11 protein-coding genes are annotated in these 18,893 nt (G+C 71.4%); 1 reads left to right on the plus strand and 10 read right to left on the minus strand.

Annotated elements, in window-relative coordinates:
* The first annotated feature begins 230 nt into the window (after positions 1–230).
* Positions 231–956, plus strand: coding sequence for a hypothetical protein (locus JJ691_RS16780; protein WP_211769687.1), 726 nt, complete (start codon positions 231–233; stop codon positions 954–956).
* Here JJ691_RS16780 and JJ691_RS16785 read toward each other — a convergent pair.
* From JJ691_RS16785 to JJ691_RS16830, 10 genes are all read right to left on the minus strand, one after another.
* Complete coding sequence (locus JJ691_RS16785; protein WP_211769688.1) at positions 953–1,912, minus strand: tetratricopeptide repeat protein; 960 nt, start codon at positions 1,910–1,912, stop codon at positions 953–955. The two genes, JJ691_RS16780 and JJ691_RS16785, sit on opposite strands and share 4 nt — an antisense overlap.
* Positions 1,913–1,929: 17 nt before the next feature.
* Positions 1,930–5,649, minus strand: coding sequence for an eCIS core domain-containing protein (locus tag JJ691_RS16790; protein WP_211769689.1), 3,720 nt, complete (start codon positions 5,647–5,649; stop codon positions 1,930–1,932).
* Between the two features lie 6 nt (positions 5,650–5,655).
* Positions 5,656–7,839: an ATP-binding protein gene (locus tag JJ691_RS16795; protein WP_211769690.1), complete on the minus strand. Its 2,184-nt coding sequence runs from the start codon at positions 7,837–7,839 to the stop codon at positions 5,656–5,658.
* A complete protein-coding gene (locus JJ691_RS16800) occupies positions 7,836–9,488 on the minus strand; it encodes a hypothetical protein (protein ID WP_211769691.1) in 1,653 nt (550 codons plus the stop codon). The genes JJ691_RS16795 and JJ691_RS16800 overlap by 4 nt, the downstream gene beginning before the upstream one ends.
* A 3-nt stretch (positions 9,489–9,491) precedes the next feature.
* Positions 9,492–10,760, minus strand: coding sequence for a hypothetical protein (locus tag JJ691_RS16805; protein WP_211769692.1), 1,269 nt, complete (start codon positions 10,758–10,760; stop codon positions 9,492–9,494).
* Between the two features lie 15 nt (positions 10,761–10,775).
* On the minus strand, positions 10,776–12,191 hold the full coding sequence (locus tag JJ691_RS16810) for a hypothetical protein (protein ID WP_211769693.1): 1,416 nt from the start codon (positions 12,189–12,191) through the stop codon (positions 10,776–10,778).
* Positions 12,188–13,651, minus strand: coding sequence for a hypothetical protein (locus JJ691_RS16815; protein WP_211769694.1), 1,464 nt, complete (start codon positions 13,649–13,651; stop codon positions 12,188–12,190). Before JJ691_RS16815 ends, JJ691_RS16810 begins: the two co-directional genes overlap by 4 nt.
* On the minus strand, positions 13,648–14,832 hold the full coding sequence (locus JJ691_RS16820) for a hypothetical protein (protein ID WP_211769695.1): 1,185 nt from the start codon (positions 14,830–14,832) through the stop codon (positions 13,648–13,650). Before JJ691_RS16820 ends, JJ691_RS16815 begins: the two co-directional genes overlap by 4 nt.
* Before the next feature lie 11 nt (positions 14,833–14,843).
* A complete protein-coding gene (locus JJ691_RS16825) occupies positions 14,844–16,859 on the minus strand; it encodes a phage tail protein (RefSeq protein ID WP_211769696.1) in 2,016 nt (671 codons plus the stop codon).
* A gap of 74 nt (positions 16,860–16,933) precedes the next feature.
* Complete coding sequence (locus JJ691_RS16830; RefSeq protein WP_211769697.1) at positions 16,934–18,892, minus strand: putative baseplate assembly protein; 1,959 nt, start codon at positions 18,890–18,892, stop codon at positions 16,934–16,936.
* Position 18,893: the final 1 nt, after the last annotated feature.

The following is an 18,893-nucleotide window of genomic DNA, read 5'->3' on the forward strand; positions in this document are numbered from 1 at the left end:
GTCCCTCCGTGCGGGGATGACGGAGGGACCACACGGGCCACCGGGCCTTGCGGTGGGAATCCCGGCACCCTGCTAGTCGCGGCACCGCCCAGTTCCGTTAGCGCCACGAGCTGGGGAAACTACCTGGACGGTCCGGGTCCGACAGCATCCACTGTGGACTTGTCCGATCGACCCACGGACCGTGCCGGCATGACTACGATGGGCCGCCCGCCAAGCCGAAGGAGTTGGGGATGAACTCCAAGGATCTGACGTTCACCAGTGACAGCGAGGCTTTCCTGGTCGCCGGGAGACGGTTGAACGGCGCGTTCCCGGACGGCGCGTTCGAACGGCTCTGTGCCGCTGTGGACCAACTGGCGGCCGAGCTGCAGCAGCCGCTGGTCGTGCTGCCCGCGGGCGACTTCACCGACACGGGGGTGCCGATCGCGGAGCAGGCCACCGCCCCGTGCGCGGTAGGCCTGTTGGTCCGGCGGGCGGACACCTACGGGTCGGAGCCGTTCCGCCGCGAGGACGTGGTGGCGGCGTTGGAAAACGCCCGAACGCTGCCGTGGGCGGCCATCAGCGATCTGGCCGCGCCCCATCACGAGCTCGCCGACGAGGTCGCCATGCATCTGACGGCCTGCGGCCCGCTCGCCGGCGGTATGGTCGGCTACGGAGTGGTGGTCACGCTCCGCGAGGAGGAGGACATGTACTGGGACGAGGACGACGAGCAGAACTTCCTCGACGACCCGGACGGCGCCGCGGCGATCACCCCGGGACTGGAGATCGTGCGCGGCAACATGATGAGCCAGGAACCGCAGTACGACGCGATCTACGGCGTGCAGGTGGCCCGGGCGCTGCACGAGGGCCCGATCCCGATCATGGTGGACTTCTCCGAGGCGGCGCACCGCGAGCGGATCGAACGACTGGGCGAGCTGGCCGCCCAGTCGACCTACCACCTGATCGGCCACTTCTCCTAGGCATCGGTCGACCCTGGCAACAGGCTCCGCGCACGGTCGCCGTACTCGTCATCGCCGCCCGCGATCAGCCCCAACAGCTCGTCGGCCTCGGTCTCCCGTCCCAGCTCCCGCAACGCAAGGGCGCGGTGCAGTGACGCGCGCCGGTCGGTGGCGTCGAGTTCGAGCGCGCGGTCGAGCTGTGTGAGGGCCGGCGCGGGCCGGCGGCCGGCCAGGTGCAGCACGGCCAGGTCCACTCGGGCGTTGGCGTCGGATGGCGCGAGCCGGACCAGTTCGGCGAGTTCTGCCGCGGCGTCATCGTTGTGGCCCAACGACATCAGCGCCAGCGCGAGGTGACGCCTGGTCCCGACGTCCTCGGGGTCGAGCTGCTTGGCGTTGCCGAGAGCGCCACACGCGGAGGCGAGATCGCCACGCAGCAACAACACCGCCCCGAGCTGCGACCAGGCCGGCGCGTAACTGTCGTCCAGCTCCAGTGCGTGGTGCAGGGCGGCAGCCGCCTCGCCGAGCCGTCCGGCCGCGGCGACGGCGGTGCCGAGTGCCGTGCGCAGCCTGACGGTGTCGTCCAACGCGACGGCCTGCCGCCAGGCGGCTTCCGCCTCCCCGGGCCGTCCCTGCAACAGCAACAGCTGCCCGAGATTGTCGAACGCGGTGGCGTCACTGGGCGCGAGTTCGGTGGCCCGGGTGAGCTCGGCGATCCCGCCCTCCAAGTCGCCCATCGCCGCCCGGACGTTGCCCAGATTGAGGCGAGCGGTGGCGCGGTCCTCGATCGCGATGGACCGCTCGTACAGCCCCGCGGCCTCGGCGTACCGACCCGACTGCGCGGCCACGAAGCCGAGGTTGTTCAGCGCGGTCGGGTTGTCCGGCGACTCCGCGAGCACGGACCGGTAGCCCTCCTCGGCCCCGTCCAGGTCACCACGCAGGTGTTGCAGCACGGCGAGGTCGAGAGTGGACGCTTCCATGGCTGGCCTCCTCGGGCTCAGGCGATCTTGTGCACCAGGTCGGTGAGGATCTGCTTGGGATCCACCTTGGGCAGGTCGAACTGCACGTCGGACAGCGAGAACGTGAACGGTTTGCCCTGCTCGTAGTGGATCGGTGCGCGAATCCCGAGCCGCAGGCCGGAGCCGTACTCCACGGCGGCCAGCTGCCAGTGCTTCTCGTACAGGTTGATGGTGGTGATGAACAGGTCCGCGCTGACCTTGACGTAGCCGTTGATGTCGAAGCGGAACTTCGGCTCGGCCGACAGGGACGCCTCGGCGTCGATCACCAAGCCGCGCTTCGGGGTCCAGTTCACCGTGACCGAGGCCTGCACCGCGCCCTCGATCCCGAGCTGGCCGCCGACCTCGAGACCGGCCTCGGCGCTGACCACCGGGATGCCCGCGCCGAGCGCGCCGCGCACGAACAGCCGCAGGCCCGCGTGCGCCGGGATGTAGAGCTGGGCCCCGCCGGTGATCGAGGTCTGGTCCTCGTGCTCCGGGTTGTACTGCACCTCCAGGCCGAGCTGGCGCAGCTGGCCGGGACCGACACCGGCGGACGCCTCCAGCCCACCCTGGATGGTGGCGAAGATGCCGATCCGCTGCCCGGCGACGGCGACGCCGACGATCGGGATGTCCAACCCGATCGAGAACAGCTGCTTGTTGACCTCCTTGGCGTCGAACAGGTTGATCGAGTCCGGCAGGGCGACCTTGCCCATGAGCTGGACGCTGCCGTCGGGTTGCAGGCGCACACCGACGGTGCCCTGCAGCCATGGCGTGATGCGGAGGGCCAGCGTGCCGCCGCCGTACAGCCGCAGCGGCGCGTTCGGCCGCGGCGAACCGGACGGCCGGCCCTGTGGGTCGATGGGCCGGTTGGTGGCGCCGACCAGGACCGAGCCGGACAGCATGCCACGGGCGTAGGCGGCCTGGCCCTCGATGGTGAACACGCCGTCCGCGTAGGAGGCGGTCAACGTCGTGTCCACGCCGGGGATCTTCGGCCGGGCGGTGCCGCTGGCGGTGAGCTGCCACTTGTTGGTCGGCGGTTGCTTGCTGACCGTCGCGGACACGCTGCCGCCGGCGATGCCCGGGATCGTCGGCGACAGGCCGAACGTGCCGCCGATCGAGATGCCTTCCCGATCGCCGTAGCTGACCTGGAGCGTGCCGCTCTCCAGGCCGGGCACGCTCAGCTTGGCGTCGCCCGCGGCGGCGAACCGGCCGTTCTGGTAGCTGGCCTGGATGGTGGCCCGCTGCACGCCGGGCACCTTGTTGCCGCCGATGCCCAGCACTCCCCCGATGCCCCACTCGTAGTCCGCGCCGAGCTTGTGGTAGTGGAAGTCCAGGGCCGCCGGGTCGAACAGGGACGTGTCGAAGTCCAGCTTGCCGTCCAGCGCGAAGCCCTCGCCGGAGACCTTCCCGGTCACCTGGCCGTGGGCCAGCTGCGCGAGCTGGAACCGGAGGTCGCCGCGGGCGCCGAGGCCCTTGGTGCCGGCGAAGATGGTCAGGCTCGACCCGGTGATCACGAACGGCGCCGGGGCCGGCAGGTCGTTGGGCGCGAACGTCCGCTCCAGCCGCAGCTCGTCGCCCGACAGCACGGTGTCGATGGCCAGCTTGGCGATCAGCGGCACGGTCGGCAGCAGCCGCCCGCGGGCGACGATGCCGACGTTGTCGACCATTTCGGCGGTGTCGAACTCCAGCGGGCTGAAGCCGCGTGCCTTCAGCTTCTTGCTGACGCCCTGCAGCACCGCCTCCTCCGAGATCTGGCCGCCGAACTCGATGCCGATGCGCGGCGTGATGGCGAAGTCCAGTTCCTCGGAGGTCACGAAGTTGTTGTTGCGGAAGCCGTGGCCGAAGATCTTGCCGCCCTTGGCCCGATCCCACTGGATCCTGGTGAGCAGGAACGGAGTCCGGTAGAAGAAGTTCGGATCCGGCGTCGAGTACGTCTTCTCCCCGCTGGCGACACCCCAGGGCACCCGTCGGATGCCCTTGCCGGTGCCGGACAGGTAGATCACCAGTTCCGCGGGCGAGCCGCGCAGCCCGGCCTTGGTGACGTCCTCGGCGGTCATCGGTTCCAGCGCCTTGAGCTGCTCCCCCTTCACCGAGACCTGGTCGACGTCCCAGCTCACGTTGGGCTGGCCGGAGATCGCCAGGCCGCCGGTGACGTCGTTGATCTTCACCACGTACTGGCTGCGGGCCTCGTCCACATTGGCGGCCACCGCGGTGCCGCGTGCCCGTTCGATCGCGAGCACCGACTCCACCGCGGCGTTGATGGCGGCCTTGATGGACGAGCCGGAACTGCCGTTGGCCGCCGCCTCCAGCAGCCACAGGTTGTCGGCCGGGGTCTTGTCGTCCCCGCCGAGCTGGTACTCCAGCTTGTGGTCGATCTGGAAGACGGCGTACGCGCCGTCCTTGCTCCAGTGCGGGCGGATCGCGTCCTCGGTCAGGCTCCGCTCGTCGCCGAAGACGTACAGGTCCGGCGCCCTCTTCAGCTTGAAGTAGTAGACCTCCTTGCCGTCGACGACGAGCGCCTTGAGCGGCTTGAGCGTGTCCTTGACCCTGGCCTCGGCGCCGGTCTTGACACTGCCGCGCCAAGCCGAGAGCTGCTGCGTGCTGCGCGCTTCGCCGGTGCGTGTGGTCAGCGGCTTCTGCGCTCTGGTCCAGGCGAACTTGATGTCCGGCACCGGGATGCTGTCGATGACCAGCGTCGGCTTCGTCGAACCGGACTGCGGCGGCTCGAGTTTGCCGGTCGCGGCGGTCCCGGCGCGGGCCTGGCGGTGCACGGTGTGGCCCTGGTGCTTGAGGACGTGGGTGACCTCGTGGGCCATCAGGGCCAGGTCGTACGGGGAGGCGTCGCTGGCCAGGAAGATGTGGTCGCCACGGGTGACAGCACGGGCGTGCAGGGCGCGGACTGCGGTGTCGGACTGGGCGTCGTGGTGCACGACGACGTGGCTGAGGTCGGCCTTGAGCCTGGCTTCGAGGGTGCCACGGGTGGGCTGGGGAATGGGCTGCCCGGGGCCGGGGTGGTCGAGGATCGACGCGGCAGCGGGGCCGGCGGGGGGGGGGTGGGTGGGCGCGACGGGATGCGGCGCGCTCGTGGTGTGCGGGGCGGTGCCGGTGGTGTGCGGGGCGGCAGCGGTGTGTGGGGCGGTGGCGGTGTGTGGGGCGGTGGCAGTGTTCGGCGTGTTGGTGGTGTGAGGCGCAGTCGTGGTGTTCGGCGCGGCGGCGGTGTGCGGGGTGGCGGCCGGGGGCTTGGTGGGCTGGTCGTGGGCGGCGATGGTGCGGTGGACGACGTCGGGGTCGCCGTGCACGGTGCTGGGGTCGCCGACGATCTTGGTGGGGTCGCCGGGGGCGGGACCGGCGTGGTCGTGGGGGTGGGCGGGCTGGTCGCCGGTGACCTTCTTGGCGACGGCCTCGGCCTCCTTCTCGGCGGCGTCCTCGGGGTGGCTGACGGGGACACCGGCGGGGTGCTTGTCGGCGGCGGGGTCGCGGGTGGCCCGTAGCAGGCGGTTGGTCTGCTGGTTGCCGACGGACTGTTGGAGGGCGGCGGCCTGGCCGGCGGGGGTCGCGGACTTGTCGGTGGGTTTCTTGTCGTCAGCGGACTTCTTGTCACCAGCGTGGTCGCGGGCGGGGCCGGTGTGCTGTTCGGGGGCGGGCGGCTGGACGGTCGGGGCGGGGGGCTTGTCCTGCTTCTTGTCGCCGGCCTGGACCTGAGTCTTCTCGTCACCCATGACCTCTCACCAACCTCCGTTGCCGGCGAGCAGTTCGCGCTCCACCCAGCCGTAGAAGGGCCGGCCGAACTCGCCGGGAGTGACGGGCAGGCCGAGTTTCTGGTACTCGCGGCCGACGGAGATCACCAGGTCGCGCACGCCCACGGCGGAGGCGGCGGGATCGGAGCGCAGGGCGCGGAAGGCGGCGTCGAGCACGATGTTCTTGATGCTGCCGCCGGACATCGGGAACCGGGCGGCCAGTTCGGCGAGCTCGTCGCCGTCGGGATAGCGCATGCCGGCGGGGAACATGCCCTGCCAGATCCGCAGGCGGGCGTCGGCGTCGGGCGCGGGGAAGTCGACCACGGCGTGCAGCCGGCGCAGGAACGCGGTGTCAATGTTCTGCCGCAGATTGGACGCGAGCACGACGACGCCGCGGAACTCCTCGACGCGTTGCAGCAGGAACGCCATCTCGACGTTGGCCCAGCGGTCCCGCGCCTCCTTGACCTCACCGCGCTTGGCGAACAGGGCGTCGGCCTCGTCGAAGAACACCATGGCGTTGGACCGCTCGGCGTCGGCGAACACCCGGTCCAGGTTCTTCTCGGTCTCCCCCACGTACTTGCTGGCCACCGCGGACAGGTCCACTTTGTACAGATCGGCGCCCTGCTCGCGGGCCAGCAGCTCGGCGGCCATCGTCTTGCCGGTGCCGGACCCGCCGGTGAACATCGCCACCACACCACGCCCGAGGCTGAGCCGACGGTCGAAGCCGAGCTCCCCGTACACCTTGCCGCGCAAGCCGATCCGGGCCCGCAACTCCTCCAGCTGCCGACGGTTCGGGTCGGGCAGCACGAGGTCGTCGAAGCCCAGTTCGGTGCGCGGCTCGATACGCCGGGCGAACGCCACCAGCCGCCGACCGGACTGCCGCCGGCAGCCCTCGAACAGGTCGTCGGCGCGCAGCCTCGGCACGGCTGGATCACGCAGCCGGGCCACGCCGATGGCGCTGCCGATGGAGTCCACCAGCTGACCGGCGGTCAGCTGAAACGTGTTGGCGAGTAGGTCGGCGAGGTGCTCGCGGCGCGGCCGGGGCGGCTCGAACGCGGCGTCCGGCGGCAGCAGGGCCAGCCACAATCGCTGCCGCTGCGCGAAATTCGGCGCGGCGAGGTCTATGCGCACGAAACGGCCGCTCGACACGACACCGGCCGGATCCCACGGGGTCGAGCTGGTGATCAGCGTGCGGCCGGGGAACCGGTCGATGGCCTCGACCAGGGTCGTCCACTGTTCGGCGTGTTCGTCCTCCAGCAACCGGTCCGCACCGAGCCAGCAGACCACGGCGTTGCGCAGCAGGGCCTCACGGTGACACAGGTCGACCACGAGCGGCCATGAACCACGCAGCGCGGCCCGTACGTCGACCAGCATCATGGGCAGCCGGGCGTCGGCGCAGAGCGCGGTCGCGATGCTGCGCCGACCCGATCCGTATGGTCCGTGCAGGAAAACCACCGCGCCTTCGGGGCGCGAGCGCAGCCAGCCGGCGAGTCCACGGAGTTCGTCGCGATGGTCGGCGGCGAGTACCAGTTCGTCCAGCCCGGCAAAGGGTTCGTCGACGGTCAGCATGCCGGCCAGCCGGTCGTCGACGGTGTCGTCGCCGAGCAGGTGCCCGACGATCCGGGGATCGATCCGCAACTCCCCCGCCGGGCCGATGTCCACGAGGTGGTGCCGGATCAGCGGCGCCGAGGCGGCGAAGATTCCGTCTCGGTGGGATGACTCCACGATCCGCAACGCGAGATCGACAGTCGGCGCGGACGCGGTGGCGTTGTCGAGCAGGTAGCCGAACAGCCGCCGACGACGGGAGTCCACATGCGACAACAGACAGAGCAGCAGCACGTCCAGCTCACGGCGATCCAGCCCGAAACGTGCGCAGAACGCTGGTAACCGCAAGGGAACCGCGCTCTCGTCGACGGTCGCGTCGATGAGCTCCAGCGCCCGCGCGGCGGCCTCGATGTGCTCCTGCACAACGGCCGGCACTTCCACCACACCGAACGGCAAGGCGAGGTAACGGTCGATCTCCGTCTCCGCGATGCTCGGCAGCCCCCATTGGTCACCCGGCTTGGTGGCCCCGATGTCCGCGCGGAACCACTCGACCTGGGCACGCACCAACAGGTCCACCCGGGCGAGTTCGTCGGTGAGGTGGGCGGCGCTGTCTGGGTATCCGGTCATGAGAAGTCCATCCGATACGTCACGGTCCGGCCGCCCAGCCACGACACGGCCTCCAGCGGGCGGTCGTAACCGGCCATCGTCACGACCACGTCCAGTGGCCGTGGCACCAGCTCGACGGTGATTTCCCGGTCCGTCCAACGGATTCGGCCCGGTCGCTGGACGAAGTTGGCCAGCAGGTAGCCGGTGCTGGACGCGGCGAACCGGCCGAGCCAGCGGGCCCAGGCCCGCAGCACCGCGACGGCCATCAACTCCACCACATCCTCACACGGGTCCAATTCGTCCATGCGCTGTGCCTGCACGGCCGCCACCAGTTCGGCACGCACGGCATCACACTCGACGGCCGTCCAGGCCAATTCCTCGTGGGGAGCGGTCGTTCGCAGGCCGGCAAACGCCCGCACGGCCGGGTCATCGGGCGACGCACCGGTCAACCACGACGCCACCGCCAGCAATGCCGCCGGCAACGCGTCGGACTGGCCGGCCCGGGCGAGCACCGCCGGCAGCCGCAGATCGGCGACCGCACGGAGCAGCAACAACAGTCCGGCACAAGGGCTTTCCTCGAACTCCACCGGCTCCCGATCCAGAGCTCCAGTCCCGGTCAGACGGGCCACCACGGACTCGACCAGGCGGTCATCCGTCCATTCCGGACGTTCCGCGGCGAGCGCGGCGCGGACCAGGAGCGCCGCCCGCGGCCCCGGTCCGGCGGTCAACACCGCGGCACGCAGCCACTGAGTGCCGGCCAGCATTTCCTGCACCGCATCCGAGATCACGCGCTCACGGCCGTTCGCGACGATACCGACGGTCAGACCGCTGGCCAGCAGTGGGAGGTCCAGCCAGTCGAAGTGTGCGCGCAGTTCCGCCGGGGGCGGTCCGGACGGACGGAGAAGTTCGCCCCGTCCGGTCAGGTAGCGCAGGATGTCCACGACCACCACGGTCAACGCGGCCGGACTCCGCCAGTCGGGCACTGGTCGCGAACGCCACACCCGAGCCACGTCCACAGTGGACATCGGGTCGGCGGCCCACAGCGACCAGGTGTCGGCGACATGCACCGCAGCGACGATCAGCGGCCACAAGCCGGAAACGTCGTCGCCGGCCGACGGGACCACCGTGGCCCGGGCGACCAGCTCGGCCAGTTCGTCGTCGGACACCGCGTTCAACACCTCCAGCAGCCGCTCGTGCCGACACAGCGCCGCCAACACCGGCATCATCGGCCGATCGAGGAGCAGCCCCAGCACAGCCTCGCCGGACGGCCGCTCGTGCCACGGTTCGAACGCGCGGAAATACCAGTGCCGTGCGGCTTCCCCGCGAACGTGATCGGCGAGGTAGCGGGCCACATAATCGGCTTCGTCGTCGAACTGCACGAGATTCACGCCGTCGCCGGGATCTTCGGCGACAGCGGTGACGACAGCGGTCGCCAGCGCCGCAGCCCAGTGCCGCGCGGCATCCGGGCTGTCGGCACGCAAGGCGAACTCGGCCCGCACGTCGCGCAGCACCCACACTGTTTCGGCATCGCCGTAGACGGCATCGAGCATCGTGCCGAGCAGCGCCGGCAGTTCCAGACGGGCCACCGTGTCCAGGCGCCCGGCGGCGGCTGTCGCCGCGACACCGCGCGTGAGGTACTCGCAACTCAGCTCGGCGATGCTGCCGTCCATGGCTCAGCCCTCCGCGGTCAGGTGCTGGGTGAGCGTGGTCGCGGCCGGCGGGAAGTTCTGCCGCAGCAGGTTCGCCACCTCCTGCAACAGATCCGGGTCGGCGGCCAGGGCCACCGCGACCGCGCCGGCCGTCGACGTCGACTGCGGCCGGTACAGCCGGGCCGCCACGCCGGCGGCGCTGCTGAAGCCGCTCAGCATGGTGCCGGTGGTCAGCGACCGTGTGGCCTGGTCCGCGGCCTGCGCCTGCACGGCGCCGGACGTGATGATCTTGCCGACGACGTTCAGCGTGCCGTGCACGGTCACCGTGTTGTCGCCGCCGACGGTCAGGCACGGCGTGAACACGTTCTGGTCCGACCAGGTCCCGACGACCAGCGAGTTCTCCTTGCCCGGCGGCAGTTCCACCCGCAGCTCGCGCTGGTCGCCCTCCTTCGTCCCGTAGAGCTGCCACGGCTGTGGGTTGGCGACCGGGGCCGAGGACGCGGCCGGGAAGCTCAGCGCTCCGTCGTCGATGCGCAACTCCCCCTGCACGGTGAGGCCGCCGTGCGTGGTGGTCGTGCCGTCTGCGGCAATGTCGAAAAGGTCACCCGGCCCGCGCAGCGCCAACCGGTTCTGGTCGCCGACGGCGGTCGGACCGAGATCGAGATGGACCGTGCCGTTCGGATGGGCCACCGACGACGCGACCAGGCCCGCGTATCGCCGTCCCGACCCGTCCACGGTGACCGAGCCGGCCGCCCCGGTTCGGCGAACCCGCCCGAGCAGCACCGGCCACGGATGGTCCTCCTCGGGCGCGGTGCGCTCCGGCCCGAACGCGAGATCACCGTCCGGCACGCCCGGCGGGTGGGTCGCGTCGACGGCATCGTCAGCCTCGCTGACGATCAGCCGCGGCAGCTCCTGCCAGCGGTAGAAGGCCGTCGCATCGGCGCCGCAGGCCGCGTAGCCGGCGGGCGCGACATCCGAGCCGATCCGGTCGTAGACCAGCCAGACGTCGTACGCGGTCTCCCCCGTCACCGGCGCGGGCGGCAGCGCGGGCACGCTCATCCGCTGGATCACCACGACCTCCCGGCCGTAGCCGTCGACCGCGAGGCCGGGCTCGACGGCGAGGGCGCCGGTGGCCGTGCCGAGCGCCAGCCCGTGCACGATGCCCCAGCTGTGCCCGGCGATGTCGTGCCGCCGCCGCATCGCGACGTGGTAGGACTGCTCGTCGGTGAAGTCCTGCGGGCGCAGGAACTGGCGGTCGAAGTACCGCACCCGGACGATCCGGTCCGCGTCCACGGTCACCTCCGGTGATCAGGGGATTGTGGTGGTGTCCTGCCAGTCCAGGTCGGCCGCGCCGAGCGTGATCCGCCCGCCGGGCAGCAGCCCCAGCGCGAAGACCTCGACCCGCACGGTCGCGCCGGCGCCGGGCAGGGTGACGCTCTTGGTGAGCTGCTGGCTCGCGCCGGGGGCCAGCGACGGGATCCTGAGCAGCACCTCGGTGGTCCGGTCGCCGTTCACCGTGGTCATCGCGACCACGGTGGTGTTGCTGATCTGCCGGGTCGAGTTGTCGGCGATCTTGACCGCGTAGTCGAACGTCGGCGTGGTCGGCGGCGGCACGGTCGCGGGCTGAGTCGCCGGTGGTTGTGTGGCCGGCGGGGGCTCGGGCGAGACGAGGGCGGTCAGCGTGACGGTGAGCGAGGCGGTGTCGAACAGGTCGCCGCTGAACCGCTGGTCCACCGCCCGGCTGCCCTGGTCGACGGCGTTCAGCCAGGTGCCCAGCAGGGCGCTGTTCAGGCGCGGGTCGTCGGGGTCGGCGCTCAGCGGCCCGAGCACCAGCGGCCCCTGCACCTTGAGGTCGCCGCCGACCGTGGCCGTGCCGCCCGCGTCGACGGCGAGCGGCGGGAGCCCGGTTCCGTTGCTGACGGCGAAGCGGTACCAGTCCGGCACGTCCGTCGGCTTCGGCGCGCCGACCTCGACGCGCAGCTGCCGGCCGGTCACCACGCCGTCGGCCAGCAGCTCCGTTTGGTACCAACGCCATGGCCACGCCTGTTGCGGCTCGGGCACCGGGTTGCCGAATCGCAACGCCTGGTCCTCGGTCAGGTTCACGTCCGGCGTTTCCAGCGTGCCGTCGACGACCGTGCGTCCGGCCGCCGTGACGGCCAGCCGCTGAACCGGAGTCCCGGTGTCATCGGGGATCCGCACGGACAGCAGCGGATCGGCGCCGAGTGCGAGTTCGGTTCCGGTCTGCGCGGTTACCGATCCGCCTTCGGCGTCGAGGTAGGTCAGTTGGCTTTCCGCTGGCACGTATGGCGGTGTGCCCGAGCTGCGGACCAGCCGGCCAAGGAACACCGCCGCCGTCGGGCCGACGCCGCCGGCCACCACCAGCACGCCGACGCCCTCGGTGACGCGGTCCGCGACCTCCTCTTCCTCGTATTGCAGCGAGATGTCCAGACTGTCCGGACCGCTCGGCAGGTCGGTCCACCGCAGCCGCAGTGGATCCGGCACCACCAGCGGCCGGCCGAGGGAGTCGACCGCGTAGCCCGGCGCGATGACCAGACCCGAGGCCTGGGCGGACAGCGTCAGGCCGTGGGCGATTCCCCAGCTGTGGCTGGTGATGTCGTGCCGGCGGCGGGTGGCGATCAGGTGGTCCTGCTCGGCCACCAGGTCGTCGACGCTGAGTTGTTGGCCTTCCCGGTAGCGCGGGCGGACCAGGTCCGGCTGGCTCACGACGACGTCACCACACGCCGCGCCACCGGCTTGGGGGCCGGTCGGACGCGCACCGTCGCAGGCCGACGGCCAACGATCGCCGCAGGGCTGGTCGGAGCAGGGCTGGTCGGAGCGGGGCTGGTCGGGGCGTTGTCCGAGGTCGTGGGCTCACTGGTGGGAGTCGCGCTCTGGCCAGCCGGCTCGGTGGTGGGAGCGCTGCTGGGCTCCGCCGCCTGGGTGGTCGAGGCCTGGTCCGCGGACTTGGTGTCGCCGCCCTTCGGCGGTGCGAAGCCCACCACCCGCCATCCCGGCAGATGGGTGTCCGACGGCGTCATGACGTAGCGCAGCCACACCGAGCTGTCGCCGTCCACCAGCGGCGGGTCGCCGATCATCGCCCGGACATCGTCCACACTGGACGGACTCCACTCCTGCACGCCGGTCACCGGCACGCCGAGCCCGCGCAGGTCGAGCCGGGCCTGCTCCAGCCGGTGCCAGACCACCCGGCCGAGGTTGAGCTGGGCGAACGGGGCGGGCCAGGCGGTCGGCCCGAACTCGTGCCGGAACGGCGAGACCGGGTCGATGGTCTTGACCACCCAGCGCGGCACCCCGGTCGCGTCCGGCACGGCGGAGAGCCAGATCCGGGCGAGCGGCACGGCATCCCCGGCGCAGCCGGGCGGGCAGCCGCCGTCCAGCACGGACAGGATCCGGTCCTGTGCGATCCAGAACACCAGTTCCTCGAAGCGCGGCGGGTGGGGGCCGTCGCACTGGCCCAGCCAGTCGGCGACGAAGCCGAAGTGGCGAAGGGGACGCTCGCGCAGCCGATCCCGCAGCCACGAGGCGAGAGCCGCCGCAGTGGCCTGGCCGGGCAGGCCCTCGGCGATGGCCTGGGTCACGATGTCGACAGCGTCGCGATAGGCCGACTCCCACTGCGTCCAGCCGGGCGTGGGCGGCTCGGCGCCGTCGACGACTTCCTTGCACACCAACTGGAACGACTCCAGCGTGCGGCTGTCCTCGCACTCGCCGGTCTCGCCGCAGGCGCTCCGGCCCAGCGCCAGCACCGGGTCCTCGCCCACTTCCCGGTAGGAGACACCGAGATCGACGACGCACGCGGTCGGCGGCTGGCCCGACGGTGTGCCACACGGCGTGCTCAGCTCGGGGCAGCACGAGGTCACGTCGAACGAGGTCGCCGTCGGCAGCACGATGTCCTCGCCGCACGAGCTGACCGCGTAGCCGGGCTGGACGACCACGCTGCCCGTGGCCGAGGTGTCGATGTCCACATCGAGGCCGCACACCACGCCCCAGCCGTCCCGGTACCGGCCGAGCCGGCGGCGGTCCAGCACCCAAGCGGTGAGCTCGGACAGGTCCTGGTCGGTGAGCAGCTGGCCGCAGAAGAACCGCGGCCGGACCAGGGCCCGCAGCTCGCACGACTGCTGGCCGCACGGCTGCGGGCAGCAGCACGGCTTGCTGAGGGTGCCGGTCATGACTCCGCCTTCCGGTCGTCGTGGTCCTCGTCGCGGACCTCGAACCAGCTCTCGAACAGTCCACCTTGGACACCGTCGCCCGAGGGCAGCCGGCCGCGCAGGTGGTTGCCGTCGACCGGCACGCCGCGGCAGTCCTGGATGAAGTCGCAGCGCAGCGACACGGAGATCACCACGTCGTGCAGGCTGCGCCGGCCGTGCTCGGCGATGTAGGCCTCGTCGATGGTGAACACGGCCGTGCAGGGATCCTCCAGCCGCGGCGGCGAATCCTCGGGATAGGGCAGGAACTCCATGCCTTCGGCCGGACCGGTCGAGTACTGGACCACGAAGGTCTGCGGGTTCACTCCGCGGGCGAGACCGTGGGACTCCCGCAGCGGGCGGTCGAAGCAAATCCGCAACTCGCCGTGCAGTTCCTCGCGGATCTCCTTCAGCGTCAGGCAACCGCCGTGCTTCCAGTTCACGTGGGTGATGTGGGTGAGCAGCGCCGGTGGCGGCGGCTGCACCCGGCGGCCGTCGAAGTCGAGCTCGAATCCACCGCCCTCCAAGGGAATCACCCTGGCCAGCGGCACCAGGTCACCGCACGGGCAGCGGGGCTCCAGGCACTGCTCGTGGCACTGGTGGCAACCGCAACCGTGACCGTGGTGGTGCTGCTCGGCTTCCTCCGACCCCGATTCCTCGTCGGAGTCGGAGTGGTGACAGCCGCAGTCGTCGACCGGCCAGCACCCGGGCGTCACGTCGGCGACGACCAGCTCCACCCCGTCGCGGAACCGGTTGAACTCCCGGTGGTGCGGGTCGCAGGCGCCCTCGGCGAACAGCGACGGCACCGGCTCGATCTGCTCCTCGTGGAACCGGACGCACAGCAGGAACGGGTCCGACCGCTGCGGGAGCTCGAAGGCGATCTCCCGCTGCAGCACCAGTTCCCGCCCGTGGCAGTCCAGCGCCAGGCCGGGCGTGACCACCACCCAGGTCTTGGCGCACTCCGGGCGCGGGTGCCGGCACACCTCCAGCCCGCACACGATGCCCCAGCCGTGCAGCAGCCGGTTGTGCAGCCGGTGCCGGTCGAGCAGGTACTCCGTGTCGGCCGCGAAGTCCCGCGCGGCCATGAACTTCCCGGTGAAGTAGCGGTTGCGTTCCACCACCACGTGTCCACAGTGGTCCCGGCACCCGCACGTTTGTGCTGACATCCGTTGGCTCCTCACCTGATCCCGGTTCCGGCCCCGATGCGGGTCCCGGGTCCGACCCGGACGGGGCGATGCGGCTGTGCGGACGCCAGCACCGTGTCCAGGCCGAGCCGGTGGCGCGGCGGGCGGCTTGGCGGCGTGGTGTCGTCGTGCCGGCAGGCCAGTCGCGCGCTGGGCACCGCGCCGACGACGGTGTCCAGCCCCACCGTGGCCTGCGCGGCCACCCGCAGCCGGGGCTCGACGAGGCACAACTGGTACTGGCTGGTGGCCGGCCGCTCCGCGGTCAGCAGCCGGTGCACGGCCCGCTCGTCCTCGGCGGTGCGCACCCAACTGGACGGCAGGTACACCCGGAAGCTGTCGGCCGTGGTGGTGAAGAAGTCGTGGGCCGGGTCGCCGGTGGACACCAGCCGCGCCTGGCCGACCCGCGCGTACGAGCCGAGCCGCAGCCGGGCCACCACGTCCGGGCTCCACAACGGGGCCGGTGCGTTGTCGGGCTGGCCCAGCTCCAACCGGTCACGGGTGCGGAATCCCTCCACCAGCGCGGGAAGGCCGACCGCACTGGGGTCGATCCCGGTCAGGATGGCCATCAGCGCGGACAGCATGGCCCGCAGCGCCTCGGGCGTGCCCCGCCGGCGCAGCACGGAAAGGCTGGCCAGCAGCCAGGAACGCTGCTGGTCGGCGGTCCAGCGTTGGTCCAGCGGCACGCCCAGCCAGCCGGCCAGGAACCGCAGCGCCGCACCGGCCGGGACCGCCTTCGGGTCCGCGAACGCCGGCAGGTCGGCGATCCGGGCCGCCAGCCCGTCCCACTCGACCTGCATCGAGCCCAGGAATCGTTCCAGGAAGTCCTTGCTGTCCTGGTCGGCGCCGTAGATCGCGGGCAGGAACTCCAGATAGGACGATCGCGGGTAGTGCACCCGCAGCGCGCTCACCATGGGAGTCGCGCGGCCGGGGCCGGACAGCCGGAGCCGGACCGTCAGGTAGCGGCCGGGCCGGCTGCGCACCGGCCAGTCCACGACTTCGGCCTCGGGTGGCGTGCCCGGCGCGTGTGCCTGACCGGTCTCCGAGCCGAGCGACGTCCAGTCGGCCGGCGTCGGGTCGTCCGAGGTCGTGGTTTCCGCCTCGACGGACGTGCCGGCCGGCAGCGCCGACAGGTCCAGCCGCACGCGATCCCAGACGCAGCGGTAGATCCGGCTGTCCAGCACCGCGCTGGTCCACTCGCCGGTCTTCACGTACGGCACCGGGCCTCGGCTCGCCCTCGGCGGTGGCACCGGCTGCCCTGTGCGGTCGAACGCCGGTCCGGTCGGCGCGACAGAGGCCGGCTCGGCCACGTCTCCTTCACGGTCCGGCTCGGCGTGGCGTCCACACTGGAGTGTCAACCCCTCTGGCAGCACGAACACACCCGAAACCAGCCGCAGCGCCGGCGCGACGAAGCGGCTCCGCAGCTGGCCGGGATCGGTGAACTCGGCACCGTCGCTGCGGTGCAGAACCTCCGGCGCGTACAGGTAGATCAGCCCGGAGGTGTCCACGGAAACCTTGGTGGCCTGCCCGGCCAACTCGGCGTTGGTGAGCACGAGCTGCGGCTCGTCCTCGTGCGGGCAGTGCCGCCACACGGCCCCGTGTTTGCGGTCCAGCAGATATGTTGCGGTGCCGTCGGAACGAACGTCGGCCAGGTCCCAGTCGCGGTGCCAGACGTAGGTGAGATTCAGTTGCGGGAGGCCGTAGACGAGCACGCGGCGGTGCCGACGGTCGGCCACGTACAGCAAGCGGCCGGTGATGGCGATGTTGACCACCTCGCCGAGCGCCGTGACGTCGTGTGCCGGCGCATCCCCCAGCACCGCCACGAACTCCTGCCGCCGCGGGTCGAACCGCCGCACGACAACGCCGTTGGGGTCGAGCAGGTAGAGGATGTCGTCGGCCGACAGAGCGAATCCGGTCGGCAGCACGAGTCCGCCGAGGCTGCCGTCCTCGGCGGCGAGCCCGAGCGGACCGGACGGCGTCGTGGCCAGCCGCAGGTCAGTGCCGACGGCCACGCCGTCCGCAGTCGTTGTCCGCCAACCAGTTCGGCTGTCGAGCAGCCAATGGGTCGGTCCCTGGGGTCGCACCACTACCGTCCCTCCTGCGCCGACGAGCCGCTGTCCGGCGTCACGTCGATGCGGTGCGTGCCGGAGGTGGTGAGGCCGCCGGCCGGCAGATCCACCGCCACACGCGGGTCGTCCTGCACGCGACCGTTCACCGTGATCTCCAACTCCGTCACCGCGAGCACCCCGGGCACGGCGAGCAGCACCCCGTACAAGCTGGTGGGCCGGAACTGGTCGGTGAACTGCGCGAACCGGGAGCCGTCGGCGGCGACGTGCAGCGGCGCAAGGAAATCCTTCAGGGCCTGCTGCGCACCGGCCGCCACCGCGTCGGCGGCCGCGTACGGGTCGGCGGTCACCGCCGCGTGCACGGAGATCGGCACGAACACCGGCCCGGCGACGAACAACTCCGTGGCGATCAGGCGGAACTGGTCGAGGTAACGGCACACGCCGGCGATCAGCTCGCCACTCGGCGCCGGCGGATCGTCGTCGGTGTCGGCCACGATAACCACGGTGACGGTGCCCGCGACCTGCACGCCGGGGTGGTCGGGATGGGTCAACGGGAGCGCGATCGCATCGGCCACGCCGCCGACCTGCTTGGCCAGCGCCGCGTAGTCGGCGGCGGTCACGGCCCGCTGCTGGTGCCGCAACAGCGCCGGCGCGTCCCGCTTCAGATCGTCCAGGCTCTGCTGCTCGCTTCCGCCGGCGGCCGCCCGGTTGTTGGTGACCGAGTCCACGCCCGGCAGCGTCCCCAGCAACGTCGAGATCGCCCCGGCCGGCACGTTGCCGGCCGCGCCACCGCCGAAGCGGTACGACACCGCGACGATCTCCGCGTCCACAGCCGGGATCAGGCCACGAACCCCGTCGCCGAAGGTCACCGTGCCGGTGCTGCTGTCCACTGTGTACACAGTGTCCGCCGGCCCGGACGACAGGAAGTCCGACACCTCTGTCCACTGTGCGCTCGTGGGCTGCCCGGTGTCCTCGCGCACCTCCAGATTCAGGCTCCCGACCGCGACCGGCGTCTGCCGGAGTTGGAAGGTCTGGTCCGGGTGGGCCTCGCTGATGCCGAGCAGTTCGTCGGTGACCGTGGCGAGATTGCGGGCCGTGGTGGTGTTCGGGGTGATGGCGTCGATCTCCGGTTCGTGGCCGGCGGCGTACCGGCCGCTGACCAGGCGCACCCGCAGCCAGTACCGCGGATCGGCGACATCGGCGGCGTGCGCGGCGGCGATCTGGGTAGGGCCGGCGAATGTGATGTAACCCTGCGCCGTAAAGGAAGCACTGTCGTCAGCGAAGACGTTGAGCCGCGCCCAGCGCGGGGCGTCGTCGCGCGGCAGGTACTCCCAGACCAGGCTCACCGGCGGCAGCGGCGGCCGTACCGCCTTGCCAGCCTCCTGCGGCACGCCGGCCAGCGCGGCCGCGGGCAGGGTGGCCAACAGGCGCAGCTGGTCCGGGAACTGGCCCGGCAGCTCCGGCTTGGTCGGCGTGAACCCGAGGTACAACGCGTTGCCCGGCTGGGGAATCCAGCCCAGTGGCCGGAACGGCTGGCCGGCCGCGACCGGGGTGAAGGTCGAGCCGTCGTCCACCACGATGTCGGTCAGCTGGTACGGGACGAGCGCCACCGCCTGGTCGGTCTCGAAGATCAGCGGCGCGCCGGTCGGGCCGGTGGCGGAGACCTGGGAGAGCGCGGGCACGACCACGCCGACCGCCGTGGAGGTGGGCTTGAACGTCACGTCCGCGACGGCGGGACTGGCCGGGCTCTGGGTCAGCCCCAACAGGTCCAGGAACTTCACGTAGGTGAGGTCGGGCACGCGGTTGAGCTCGTACAGCATGATCTCGGTCAGCCAGGCGAACAGTTCGACCAGGGTGACGCCGGGATCGCTGGGGTTGAAGTCGGTCCAGTCCGGCGTGAAGCGGATGATCCGCCGGCGCGCCTCGGCCACCAGCTGGTCGAACGTGCGGCTGTCCAGGTTCGGGACTTCCAGTGCCATC

The organism is Kutzneria sp. CA-103260, assembly GCF_018263855.1.
GTDB lineage: Bacteria > Actinomycetota > Actinomycetes > Mycobacteriales > Pseudonocardiaceae > Kutzneria.